Origin of the sequence: Allochromatium humboldtianum, assembly GCF_013385175.1 — a bacterium.
Taxonomy (GTDB): Bacteria; Pseudomonadota; Gammaproteobacteria; order Chromatiales; family Chromatiaceae; genus Thermochromatium; species Thermochromatium humboldtianum.
Window position 1 is genome coordinate 119382 of sequence record NZ_JABZEO010000002.1, and the last position, 12364, is coordinate 131745.

The 12364-nt window shown below is 64.2% G+C and carries 13 protein-coding genes; 12 read left to right on the forward strand and 1 reads right to left on the reverse strand.

The window, feature by feature from the left end; translation table 11 throughout:
* Positions 1 to 62 precede the first annotated feature (62 nt).
* From HW932_RS02985 to HW932_RS03040, 12 genes are all read left to right on the forward strand, one after another.
* On the forward strand, positions 63 to 650 hold the full coding sequence (locus HW932_RS02985) for a nucleoside/nucleotide kinase family protein (RefSeq protein ID WP_176975016.1): 588 nt from the start codon (positions 63 to 65) through the stop codon (positions 648 to 650).
* 28 nt (positions 651 to 678) lie between these two features.
* Entirely contained in the window at positions 679 to 1191 is a 513-nt protein-coding gene (locus tag HW932_RS02990; protein WP_176975017.1) for a hypothetical protein, read from the forward strand.
* A gap of 7 nt (positions 1192 to 1198) precedes the next feature.
* The gene (locus HW932_RS02995; protein WP_176975018.1) at positions 1199 to 2017 is read left to right on the forward strand and encodes a phosphodiesterase; all 819 of its coding nucleotides are present in this window, start codon (positions 1199 to 1201) and stop codon (positions 2015 to 2017) included.
* Positions 2018 to 2694: 677 nt separating this feature from the next.
* Entirely contained in the window at positions 2695 to 2934 is a 240-nt protein-coding gene (locus HW932_RS03000; protein WP_176975019.1) for a hypothetical protein, read from the forward strand.
* Between the two features lie 102 nt (positions 2935 to 3036).
* A complete protein-coding gene (bet, locus tag HW932_RS03005; RefSeq protein ID WP_176975020.1) occupies positions 3037 to 3966 on the forward strand; it encodes a phage recombination protein Bet in 930 nt (309 codons plus the stop codon).
* Positions 3967 to 4055: 89 nt separating this feature from the next.
* Positions 4056 to 5108, forward strand: coding sequence for a YqaJ viral recombinase family nuclease (locus HW932_RS03010; RefSeq protein WP_176975021.1), 1053 nt, complete (start codon positions 4056 to 4058; stop codon positions 5106 to 5108).
* Between the two features lie 243 nt (positions 5109 to 5351).
* A complete protein-coding gene (locus tag HW932_RS03015; protein ID WP_176975022.1) occupies positions 5352 to 6308 on the forward strand; it encodes an AAA family ATPase in 957 nt (318 codons plus the stop codon).
* Complete coding sequence (locus HW932_RS03020; RefSeq protein ID WP_176975023.1) at positions 6305 to 6667, forward strand: hypothetical protein; 363 nt, start codon at positions 6305 to 6307, stop codon at positions 6665 to 6667. Before HW932_RS03015 ends, HW932_RS03020 begins: the two co-directional genes overlap by 4 nt.
* A 75-nt stretch (positions 6668 to 6742) precedes the next feature.
* Entirely contained in the window at positions 6743 to 7741 is a 999-nt protein-coding gene (locus HW932_RS03025; RefSeq protein ID WP_222932208.1) for a DUF3150 domain-containing protein, read from the forward strand.
* A gap of 120 nt (positions 7742 to 7861) precedes the next feature.
* A complete protein-coding gene (locus tag HW932_RS03030; protein ID WP_176975024.1) occupies positions 7862 to 9715 on the forward strand; it encodes a VWA domain-containing protein in 1854 nt (617 codons plus the stop codon).
* 133 nt (positions 9716 to 9848) lie between these two features.
* Complete coding sequence (locus HW932_RS03035) at positions 9849 to 10373, forward strand: JAB domain-containing protein (protein WP_343046950.1); 525 nt, start codon at positions 9849 to 9851, stop codon at positions 10371 to 10373.
* A 125-nt stretch (positions 10374 to 10498) separates the two neighbouring features.
* A complete protein-coding gene (locus HW932_RS03040) occupies positions 10499 to 11536 on the forward strand; it encodes a DUF7146 domain-containing protein (RefSeq protein ID WP_176975025.1) in 1038 nt (345 codons plus the stop codon).
* A gap of 97 nt (positions 11537 to 11633) precedes the next feature.
* Here the strand turns inward: HW932_RS03040 and HW932_RS03045 are convergent, their stop codons facing one another.
* Positions 11634 to 12353, reverse strand: a complete 720-nt coding sequence (locus HW932_RS03045) for a P-loop NTPase family protein (protein WP_176975026.1) — start codon at positions 12351 to 12353, stop codon at positions 11634 to 11636.
* Positions 12354 to 12364: the final 11 nt, after the last annotated feature.

Sequence of the window (12364 nt, forward strand, 5' to 3'; positions counted from 1 at the left end):
GTTTTCAATGTTCATTAACGCTCGAAATGCACCCTAAGCAGCATTGCCTGGAAATATAAATCATGCGAATTCCACTTGACAAAGACCTGAACGCTTACCGCTTCATTGCCATCGAGGGACTGGATGGAGTCGGTAAGTCGACGATCGTCCGTCTGCTTGCCGAGCGTATCGGGGGAGTTGCGACGCAGACCCCTGATCCATCACTGCGTGTGAAGCGTCAACGGGTCGAGGCGAGCGGTCAGATCGCTGACAAGTGGGCATTCTACATGGACTCCATGGTCTGCCAGCGCCCGCAGTTCGAGGCCGCCTTGCGGAATCATCATGTGGTTTGTGATCGCTACATCCATTCCACCTTGGCCTACCAGTGGCCACAAGATGCGCCATTGCCTCGCAACCCTCGCGAGATGTTCCCGAAGATATTGTGGCCTGACCTGAGTTTTTTGCTTCTTTCGGATGAAGCGACACGCCGCCAGCGTTTGCATGGCCGGGAAACCGCTGAAGGCATCGTTAATCCTGCCGACCACAGAACAGACGTGTTGACTCTGTCCGAGCAAAGGTTCAAATCCATGCAGGATTTGATTCAGATTAACACAGCTGGCTTGAGTCCGTCCGCAGTCTGCGACCAGATATTCGGCCGGGCATTCCAATAACAGAAATTCAGTCGAATGGTGTTAAAAATTGACTCTCAATCAAGAAAAAATTGCCACTTTGAGTCTTGTTCGTTCACGTCTGCTTGAAATGAAAAAACAGGCTGAGCTGGGCGTCAAAGATGCTCAAATGGAAGCAAATAGCCATATAGGCGCTATGCAGAGTCGTTACGACACCTTCAAGGAAGAGGCGCAATCGCTGGCGGCCGGGCATCGGATCCGACTGATCGGGCTGCAGGACGATCTCGCCGTCTGCGAGGCTTTGATACAGAAGCTGTCCGACGAGGATGTACGCTTCGCCATCGTCGAGATGGGCGCGTTTTTCATGCTGGAGGTCGAAGTGGAAGGCGAGAAGCGGATTCAGGGCTATTTTCTCGTTCCAGACGGCGCGGGCATGGCGGCCTGTCTCAATGGCGTGAATGTGATGTGTGTGGCGCCCCAGGCACCCGTGGTCGCGCCATTCATGGGACTTGGGGTGGACGATGATTGCGAGTTCTTGTTGGCCGGTCAGGAAGCCGTCGGAGTCGTGCTGAAGGTGGAATGAAGCTCTGATGCTGATCGCTCAACTCTCGGATACCCACATCAAGCGCCCCGGTGAACTGGCCTACCGACGTGTCGATACCGCGTACATGCTGAGCCGCTGTGTGGCCGACCTGGTCCGACTCAATCCACAGCCCGATCTGATCGTGATCACCGGTGACCTGGTCGACATCGGCTGTGCGGAAGAGTACGCCCATCTCAAGCGGCTGCTTGCGCCACTGAAGCAACCGATCATCATGGTGCCGGGAAACCACGACGGACGCGAAGCAATGCGGACCGCCTTTGCCGACGATGGTTATTTGCCGGCCAGCGGTTTCCTGCATTTTTCGATCGATGATCGATATCCGCTACGTATCGTGGGGCTCGACACTCATGTGCCAATGGCAGGTGGGGGTGAGCTATGCGAGCAACGCTTGTGCTGGCTGGACGAGAAACTCCAGCGCGAAAGGACGCGGCCGACGATCCTGCTGATGCATCATGCCCCCTTCGTGAGCGGGATCGGCTTCATGGACGAGATCGGATTGCACGGGCGCGAGCGTTTCACCGAGATCGTCGCACGTCACCCGCAGATCGAGATGATTCTTTGCGGTCATTTGCATCGCAACATCCAGACGATGGTCGGCGGCCGGCGTGTCTCGACTTGTCCGAGCCCGGCTCATCAGGTCGCGCTCGATTTTCGGACGGACACCGCCGGTGGTTTCAGCCTGGAGCCGCCCGGTTATCTGCTCCATTGGTGGCATGACGGGCATCTCGTGACCCATGGTGTCATGATTGGGTCTTACGATGGCCCCTATCCCTTCGTCGATGCTGCAGGGCGGTTGCTCGGCTGACAATAATCCGGCTTGATACTTCCTCTGACGATGGGCAATGGATTTTCAGACCAGCAGGATGACGTATGACTGACCTCCGAAACCCCAACCATATCAAGTCCCCGGAAATTTTTAGATTGTTGTGCCAGTCCCCAGGTCAGTGTGGCCAGTTTCGAATGGATCAACGCACTGAGTCCTAAATTTTTCAATCCCTGGTATCGACGGCAAACGAAGTACAGGCGCATACCAAGCCCAGTACGATAGTTAAAGCGGTTTAAAATTAAGGGGTTGCCTCTCTAGTGCAGGCATGATAGAAAACGCTCCTGAAATCAGCCGGCGGAGGCTTCAAATCCGCGCACCACCTGCGCCAACTACTGGCGCCTATCCCGCGTCGCCAGACGACGTCTGATCCCGACCAGACTGCCGGGAATCCTCAGGCAACGTGCGCCCGCACGTCAGATCCGCCCTGTTCCTGATTACGCCAAACCCCTGTCGCTTCGGCGTTGCCGTGCCTGACACATCGGCCCCGAGACCACAGCTGTTTGCGTGATCTCCCGGTTGGAGATCCTGTCATCGCTCGCGCGGGCGATTCACAAAACCGCGCGCACCATCGGCCGGTTCCGACCGGCTGTTCAACCCCGTGGGGAGCTGTCCTCCCCAGCCGGGGACGGACGTCTGCCCATCCTCGGAGACGATCCATGAAAACCACCACGGCCTCGATCCGTGCGCTACGCACGGTCGCCTTTTTCGCCACCGGTGTCGCCGCCTATACCCATGCCTCGGCATTTGCCCAGCTACCCGGCTGGCCGCGACTCCTGCAAGCCGCTCAGCGACTGGCACGCGCTCGCGCGCAAGCGGCCACGCCGATCCTCAACGCCCAGCCTGGAAGGCTGACATCCCGGATCTCGGAGATCCGCTCCACCTCCTGTAACACCTGAACCGGCCGCCGCGCCGACAACGCGCCGGCTGAAATCCACCCCACCGGGGCACGACCGCCCCCCTGGGAACGGTGTGCCCCCTGGCATTTGAGGAGAGGCCCCATGAGTAAACGCAACCAACCCCAGACGATGGCCCCGGCCTGCCGTCTGGCCATCAGTCAACAGGCCCTGGACGAAACCGGACTCGAAGCGGCGACCTGGCAGGTCTTGGTCGACTCGATCTTTCCCACCGCCAAGACGGTCGAGGGCGTCCTGCTGGCGGTACGTTACTGCCAAGCGCGCGGACTGGACGTCATGAAGCGCCCGGTGCATGTGGTCCCGATGTGGAACCGTGCCCTGGGACGCGAAGTGGAAACCGTCTGGCCCGGCATCGCCGAGGTGCAGACCACAGCCGCCCGCACCGGCCAATGGGCCGGCATGGAGCCGGCACGCTTCGGACCGGAAGAGACCCGGATCTTCACCGGGCAGAGCAAGACCGAAGCCGGCTGGCAGGACATGCAGGTGCAGGTCACGTTTCCGGCCTGGTGCGAAGTGACCGTCTACCGCCTGGTCGGCGGGTTGCGCTGCCCCTTCACCGAAACGGTCTTCTGGGAGGAAACCTATTCACGCCTCAGTGGCGGCGAGGTGCCGACGGCCATGTGGGTCAAACGCCCGCGCGGTCAGTTGTTGAAGTGTGCCAAGGCCGCCAGTCTGCGTGCCGCGTTTCCCGAGGAAGCCGGCTACACCGCCGAGGAGATGGCCGGCAAGACCATCGATGGCGATCTCGTCGCCATGACGGTGGCCGCGCCTGCCGTCCCCGAAGGTCGCCCCGAAGAGGCTCGACCTGAAGCGGCGGCGGAGCACGAGGCGGCCCCGGAGCTCGATACCGAGACCCTGACCCAGATCGAGGGACTCATCATCCGCGCGGCCAAGAGTCGGGCCTGGGCCTCGGCGCAGGACTACTTCAAGAGTCGGTTCGACGGCCCGGTCCTGGCACATGCCCTGGCCGAGCTGAACCGGGCCGAACAGGAGTGTCTGGCCGAGGCGGCCTGAGCCGTCATCAACCCGACCGGTCCGACCGGTCGATCCCCCACGGGACACCGCTCCCGTGGGGAGGGGTGTCTCGCCATCCGGAGACCACCATGAAGATCGTCAATCTCTCGCAACGCACACCGCAATGGCTGGCCTGGCGCGCCCAGGGCGTGACGGCCTCCGAAGCGGCCGTGATCCTGGGCCGCTCGCCGTATCAGACCCCCTGGCGGCTATGGGCCGAAAAAACCGGGCAATGCGCCCCGGCGGACCTGGCGGACAATCCCTTCGTGCAACGGGGCCTCGCCCTGGAGGATCAGGCTCGACGCGGGTTTGAACAGCGTCACGACACGCTGCTGTTGCCCGTCTGTGCCGAATCCAGTGTGCATCCGGTGCTGCGCTGTTCCTTCGATGGCCTCAACGACGTCGGCGAACCCGTGGAGCTGAAGATCCCGGCCCAGAAGACCTGGGAGGCGGTCGCCAGTCAGGGCGCCGACAGCCAGGCCTATCGGCTCTACTGGGTGCAGGTGCAGTTTCAGATCGCCATCGCCGAGGCCGCGCGTGGCTGGCTGGTCTTCGATCCGGTCAGCGACCAGGCCACGGCACTGGAGTTCGAGATCGTGCGTGATCACGCCTTCATCGAACAAGAGCTGATTCCCGCCTGTCTCCGGTTTGCCGAAGCCGTGCGCACCCGCCAGGAACCGCCGCCGGATCCCGAACGCGATCGCTATATCGCCGACGGCGAGGCGCGGATGCACTGGGAACGTTGGTCGAGCCACTACCGTGACACCGCCCGCCGGATCCAGCCCATCGAGGCCGAACTCAAGGCGCTCAAGGGCCAGCTGGCCGAGGCCCAGCAGGCGTTGGTCGAACTCATGGGCGACTTCCTGCTCGCCGAGCAGGATGGCCTGCGGGTGCAGCGCTACCGGCAACAGGGCAGCGTGGACTATGCCGCCGCCTTGGCCGAGCTCCATCCGGAGCTGGAACCGGCGCAGCTGGAGGCCTATCGACGCCCGGCCAGTGAGCGTGTCCGGGTCACACTCAAGGAGGAACCCGTGACCGGGTCGCCGGAGCCGGCGGATGCCCCGCGGCGACGCCGACGCCGCGACAGCGCGCCCGACACCACTGAACCGGCCACGGCCCTGGAGCCGTTTGGCTATTTCTGAACTGAAACACGCCGTGCCCCAGCCGGGGCACGGTCTTGATCGGCGACCCCTGTCCCTTCCCGAACGTCTGCGGTCGTGAACGGACAATGGTTGCTGAGGTGCTCATTGCGAGTGCTTCATCTCGCCGGCGGGGGCGATCCTGAACCCGCGCACCAACCGCCAGTCACCACTGGCCTTCACCCATCCGGGGGAGATCGACTCCCCTGGGGGGCGGTCCTCTCCCGGTTTCTATGGAGAGGACGCATGTCTACCACGCAATCGTTCAATATTGCTCAGACCTTTGAGGTGGCCACTCCGGCCGGTATGACCATCGAGGGCTTTGCCGATGCGACGCATCCGCAGATCCCCGTGCGCACGCCCTATGTCTTTCGTCAGGGGCTGTCGTCGCTGCTGGCCTTTCTGCGCCAGGCTGGAGGCGATGCCCTGCTGCTGACCGGTCCGACCGGCAGCGGCAAGACCTCGCTGATCTGTCAGGTCGCCGCCCGGCTCAACTGGCCGGTGCAATCGGTGGCCTGTCATGGGCGTTTGGAACTGTCGGATCTGATCGGGCAGTTCGTGCTCATCGACGGCTCGACCGTCTTCGTCCATGGACCGCTGGCGGTGGCGATGCGTGAGGGACATCTGCTGATCCTCAACGAAATCGACCTGATGGACCCCGCCGAGCTGACGGGCCTCAATGATGTGATCGAAGGCCAGCCCTTGGTCATCACCCAGAACGGTGGGGAGATCATCCGACCCCATCCCAAGTTCCGGCTCTTCGCCACCGGCAATTCGGCCGGGGCCGGCGATCCGAGCGGACTCTATCAGGGGATACGACGCCAGAATCTGGCGCTGCTCGACCGGTTTCGGGTCATGCAGGTGGGGTATCTGGCCCCGGACGTCGAGTTGGGCGTGCTGGAGAGCTGTGTGCCCAGTCTGCCCACCGAAGTCGGGCGACTGATGATCGTGGTCGCCAATGAGATCCGGCGGCTGTTCCTCGGTGAGGGCGAGTGTGCGGCGGAACTGACCGTCACGCTCTCGACGCGCACCCTGGTGCGCTGGGCACGGCTGGCGCTGACCTTTCGCGGCGCGCCCCAGCCGATCGCTTACGCACTCGAACAGTCCCTGACGGCACGGACCGACCCGGAGCAACGCGAGGCGATCCACCGGATCGCCGCCGATGTGATGGGCGATCTGTGGCAGGGGAATACGTTGCTATGAGCGAGACCTACCAACTCTACCGCTACATCAACGCCGATGGTTCGGCCAAGGAGTGGGCCTGGCGTCGTCGGGCCGACGGCACACTGGAGGTGCGCTGGGGGCGAGCCGGACGGCTGGTGCAGCAGCGCCTGTATCCGGCGAGCCATCAGGAACAGTTGTTCAAGACCATCGCCGGCAAGATCCGCAAGGGCTATGTCGATTTGGGTTGGCGCCCGTTGACGCAACACACCGGCCGCCAGACCCGTCCGACAGCGGTCGGTGCCACACACCCGGCTCCGGCCGGCTCACGAACCGTCTCACCAGGCCTGAAGCTCGACTGGTCACGGCTGGTGACGGATGTAAGCAACGACTGGTTCTAACCAATCCTCAACCCAAGCAGCCGATGGGCGCCGCCTGCCCATCGGGGGTGGCGTCGGTTCGGCGGGAGCTGATCCATGCGCACGCAGACCGAGACTCTCATCACCCTGACTGAACGCCTGTCGCTGATCGTCCTCACGGTCAGCATCTGGTCGGGACGGCGCAAATTGCGCGCCGATGATCTGGGGCTGCCGGACGGAGAGATTCCGTCGGCCGACCTGGTGTCACTCGGCAGTAAGCGTTTATGCAATCCTGAGGCCCTGCGCCTCTTTCACACGCTCAAGGGTCAGGCCGAACGGGCCTGCCTGCGTGTGGGAACCCGCTTTCTCGGCGGGTTTCTGGTGCCCAATGACCAGCTGGAGGCGCTCAATGACGTCCTGGGGACGCTCAAGCGCGATTTCGAGCAAGCCCGTGAGCATTTCCTGGCCGAGTACGATCAGGAGATCGCCGACTGGATCAAACGCCATCCCGCCTGGGAGCGGCAATTGCGCGCGGCGGTCGAGCCGGCTGACCGGGTGGGAACGCGGTTTGCGTTCCGCTTTCGTCCGCTGGTGATCCAGGCGGCTCCGGGACAGGACGCGCTACTGGCCGAGGATGTGGCCGAGATCGGTCACACGCTCTTTCACGAGATCGCCCAGATCGCGGTGTCGCTCGAAAAAAGCCTGGTGGGCCAAAACAGCCTCAGCCAGCGGGCGCTGGGCACCTTCCGGCGCATTCAGGACAAGCTCGGGGTGCTGTCGTTCATCGATCCACGCATTCCGCCGATCCTGGAGCTGGTCGAGGACTTTTTGCAGCGTGTGCCGCGTCAGGGGCCGATCACCGGCGCCTTGTTTCAGGAAGGCTTCGGGCTGTGGTCGTTGCTCTGCGATGAGCGGCGCCTGGCCCAGCACGGCGCCGGTCTGACACCCGTGCCCGTGATGGCCGCACCCCTCCCGCAACCGCCGGCACTGGATCTGTTGCCGGCCCCTGAGCCGCCCGTCTCCGAGGCGTTCGTTTCCCCCGTGGTGACGCGCGGGCCGGCCACGCCGGTGATGCCCGAGGAGGTCGTACTCGACGTGTTCGATAGCTTCTTCTAATCCCAATCCCAGCCGTCAGGCCGGGGTTCACCACGGGCCACCGATCTCGGTGGCCCTTTCACCCATCGGGGCCATGTTCGCCCCGCTGGGGCGGCGCGGCCTCAATCCTGGAGAGCGCCAATGACCATCAAGAACCTGACCCAGGCCATGCCGATCGTGGCCACTGCCCTTGGACGTCGCTTCGGCGTGCAAGTCATCGTGGGCGGTCGTGACGCCTGCACCGACGGCCAACATATCTGGCTGCCGGATCTGCCGCCGGAGTCGGCGTTGCGACCGGTCGCCTGGGGGCTGCTGGCCCACGAGGCGAGCCATGTCCGACACACCGACATGACGGTGTTCCAGCGTGAGGCGAGCGCCTCGCCGCTGCGTCAGCATCTGCTCAATGTCCTGGAGGACGTGCGCATCGAACAGGCGATCCGTCGTGACTATCCGGGTACCCAAACCACCCTGGAGCATGTCATCGACTGGATGCTGGCCACCGGGCAGTTGCAGACTCCGACCACGGACGCCCATCCGGCCCAGTGTTTGAGCGGCTATCTGCTGCTGGCGCTGCGCTGGCGCGTGTTGGGGCAACAGGCCCTGGCCGAGTCGGCCAGGCAGGCCGAGCAGGTGCTGCGTCAGACCTTTCCAGCCACGCTGGTGTATCGCCTGATGGGTCTGATGAGTCAGGCAGCGGGGCTGAAGAGCACGACCGAAGCGGCCCTGTTGGCGGCCCGGATCGAGGCGTTGCTGGAGGATGAAGCCACGGCGGCTGAATCCAGTCCGCCACCCGCGCCCGGAGCGTCGTCAGACGACACGAACGGCGCCGATGGCGACGACGATTCGGCGTCCGCCGCTGAGACATCAACAGCGACCGGCACTGAGACCGGTGATAGGGACGAGTCCTCGACCGGGGCATCCGATCCGACACCGAGTTCGGATGCGGTTGAGGTTGAGGCTGAGGCTGAAGCGGAAACGGAAACGCCGCCGAATGCCGATGGATGTCCAAGTCAGAAAGCCGCCGCCGACGGGCCTGGCCCGGACGCGATGGACCAAGCGGCAGGCGATGACACGGCCGGCGGGGCGGGCGGAGAAACGCCATCCGGGACAGCCGCTGAACGGCTCCGCCAGACATTGGCGGCCACGGCGGATGCGCTGGAGGGCGATTTGTTCGAGCGCGTCCGCCGGCAGCTTGGCCAGGCCGACACCGAGAGTGCCGGCGTGGTACGGCTACCGGCCGCTGAGGACGCCACGCTCGATTCGGTGAGCGCGACGCTGTTGTTGGGGCAGGTGCGCCGTACCTCGCGTGTCCTGATCGCCCGGCTCCAGGGCCTGGTCCAGGCGAGCCGTCTGGAACATCCGTGCGCCGTCGAACGTGGACGACAGTTGATGACCCGGCGTCTGTATCGGGTCGGTCTGGGCGAGACACGGCTGTTTGCCCGTCATCGCGAGCAGCCGGCGCCCAATACCGCCGTGCATCTGCTCGTGGATCTGTCGGGGTCCATGGGAAGCCAGGTCTCGGCCAATCGCTACGCCTATCAGATTGCCTTGGAGGCGTCGCTGGCGCTGGCCTTGGCCCTGGAGGCCATTCCCGGTGTCTCGGTGGCGGTCACCGCCTTTCCCGGCGATGACGGCACTGACGAGACCGTCACCCGTCTGGTCCAGCATGGACAGCGTGTGGCGAGCCGGGCCGGCGCCTTTGACCGCCATCCGCGCGGCGGGACGCCCCTGGCACAAGCCTTGTGGTATGCCGCGGCCGATCTGCTGTTGCGTCCGGAACCCCGGCGTTTGGTGCTGACCCTCACCGACGGTGATCCCAATGACCGGGCACTGGCCCTGTCGATCCTGGAGCAATGCGAACAGGCCGGGATCGAGCTGGTGGGGATCGGCATTCAGTACGATGTTTCGCCCTTGTTCCGCCACAGCCAGGTCATCGAATCCATGGCCGACCTGAAGTCGCGGTTGTTCCGTTTGACGGAGCGTTTGCTGGTGTAGGCCATCGCACCAAGCCCGCCCACCACCGACCCGCTGCGCGGGTCTTTCAACAGCCCGCCTCCAGGCGGGCTTCAACCCCCTGGGGAGCCGCGCTCCCTTGGGGGCGGGGCTTCCGCTGTTCGAGGACCGACCCATGTCTAGAACATCCCAGCGTTTGACCCGATCGGCTCACCGCATCGCCACCGAGGAGCACCAGTCCTACGGCACGGTGCCCTCCGACGAGGAGGCGGTGATTGTGCAGCAAGCGATGGCGATCATCGAGCGACGCCTGAAAGTGATCCCGCGTGAGGCCTTCCAGTCCCCGCAGGACACGCAGCTCTATCTGCGGATGCGTATCGGCCATCTGGAGTATGAGGTCTTCGGCGTCATGTGGCTCGACGTGCGCCATCGTCTGCTGGCCATCGAGGAGCTGTTTCGCGGCACCATCGATGGCGCCTCGGTCTATCCGCGCGAGGTGGTCAAGGCCGCCCTGAAACACAATGCGGCAGCAGCCATTTTCTACCACAACCATCCCTCGGCCGACTCCAGGCCGAGCGCCGCCGATCTCCAGATCACCCAACGGTTACGCCAGTCTCTGGCGCTCGTCGAGATCCGGGTGCTCGATCACATCATCGTCGGCGAGACCTGCACCTCCCTGGCCGAACGCGGCGAACTCTAGTCCGCGCCTGATCGCCCGCTCCCACGCGGGCCTCCTGATCTCCAACCCAACCGCTCCGCCGTGTCACGCCATCCCTCGAATCTTGTGGGGAAGGGGACACGGTCGGAGCCATAGGAGCGTTTTCGATGCAACTCGACACCGCACTGATTCGCGCCCAGGCCCGTGGCCAGTGGCGTCGCCTCTTGTTTGAACTCGCGCCCGTGCTGGAGATGGCGTTGGCGCGCATCGGTCGGCATGTGCCCTGTCCGGTGCATGGCGGTCACGATGGCTTTCGGCTGTTTCGTGACCTCGATGAGCGGGGCGGGGGCGTCTGCAACACCTGCGGCCTCTTCCCGGATGGGTTTGCGTTACTGATGTGGCTGACGGGTTGGCGTTTTCCACGGGTGCTCGACGTGGTGGCGAGACAGCTCGGTCTGATGGATGGCGGCACGGGATCGGGCCTCCGACCGGCACCCTCCACGCCTACCGTGACAACCGCACCCAGGGCGAGCCGAGGACGGCTCCTGGCGCTGTGGAACGAGACCTGCGATCCCCTCGACCCCCTGGCCTGGCCACTGCGGCGCTATCTGGAGGAGCGGGGGCTGGAGGCGAGGCTCGGCGGTTTGGACCCGCGTGTCGTGCGCTTCCATCCGCATCTGGCCTATTACGAGTCGGGTCGTTGCCGGGGCTACTTTCCAGCCATGCTGGCGCGGGTGTCCGGGATCAACGGGCGTGGTCTGACGCTGCATCGAACCTATCTGGCACCGGATGGAGGCGGCAAGGCGCCGGTTCGTCATCCCAGAAAACTGATGACGCCCCTGGCGCCGCTGGCCGGTGGCGCGATCCGCCTGGCCCCGCTCCGGACCGAGCTTGGGCTGGCCGAGGGTATCGAAACCGCGCTGGCAGCCCAGTGCGTGTCCGGACAACCGGTCTGGGCGGCGGTCAGTGCCACGCTCCTGGAACGGTTCGAGCCGCCTGACGGCTTACGCCGTCTGACCATCTGGGCCGATCGGGATCGCAGCCGAGCCGGTGAGTTGGCCGCTCTGGCCTTGCGCGACCGCTTGGAAGCGGTCGGGATCGCCACCGCCGTGCGGTTGCCGGAGTCGGCGATTGCACGCAACCGTAAAAGCGTCGATTGGGCCGATATCGTCCAATCCTTGCGCCCACAGCAACCGGCGGTCTGAACCGCTCGCAACCGCACGCCGTCCGATCCTTGCCAAGGGTCGGGCGGCGTTTTGCTGTCGCTCTACTCGGCATGTCACGGAAGAAAGAGACGCGAACTCACGTCCAGCGCACGCGCTCCAGCTGCGACCACAGATCCTGTTTGACTCGCTGGAGGCGTCGTTGCGGCATCAGTGTCAGACGATCGATCGCCTCGTCGAAGGTCCAGCGCTGCCGCAACATCTGCTCGACATCCTGACCGAAGGTGGTGGCCGGGTAACGCGGCAACGTCACCCAGCCGCGTATCCGGGCCTCGAACGGGCTGAACAGGTGCAGCTCGGCAATCGGGCAGTGCCGGTATTCCAGGGCGCCCAGATGCGCATTGAGCCAGATCAGGGTCGGCGCCTGGGTGTGCTCCAGCACGGCCTTGGTGCTGCTCAGGGTCTCGGCCACATCCGGGCCGCCGGCGATGACGGAGTTGATGGTCACCTGCACCCCCAGGCTCTCCAGCACCGCGAAGAGATCGTTCTCGACGGCATAGGCCATGAATGGCTGAAAGCCGTTGCTGCCGACATCGACGACGAAGTGGGTGGCGTCATCGGCCGCCGCCAGGGTCTCGACCAGACGGTCGAAGGCGCGCGGATTGATGACGTGCTCCTCGGAGAGCTTGAGGTATTCGCTGCGCAATGGTTGATAGCGCAGCAGGGTGGGGTTGGTGGTGTCTGTATCGATACAGCGCACCGGATGGCCGGCGTGCAGAAAATACTGGGCCAGGATCGAGGACACGTAGCTCTTGCCGACGCCGCCCTTGGCCTGGAGTGTGATGTACAACTGAGACATGCTGGAGATCC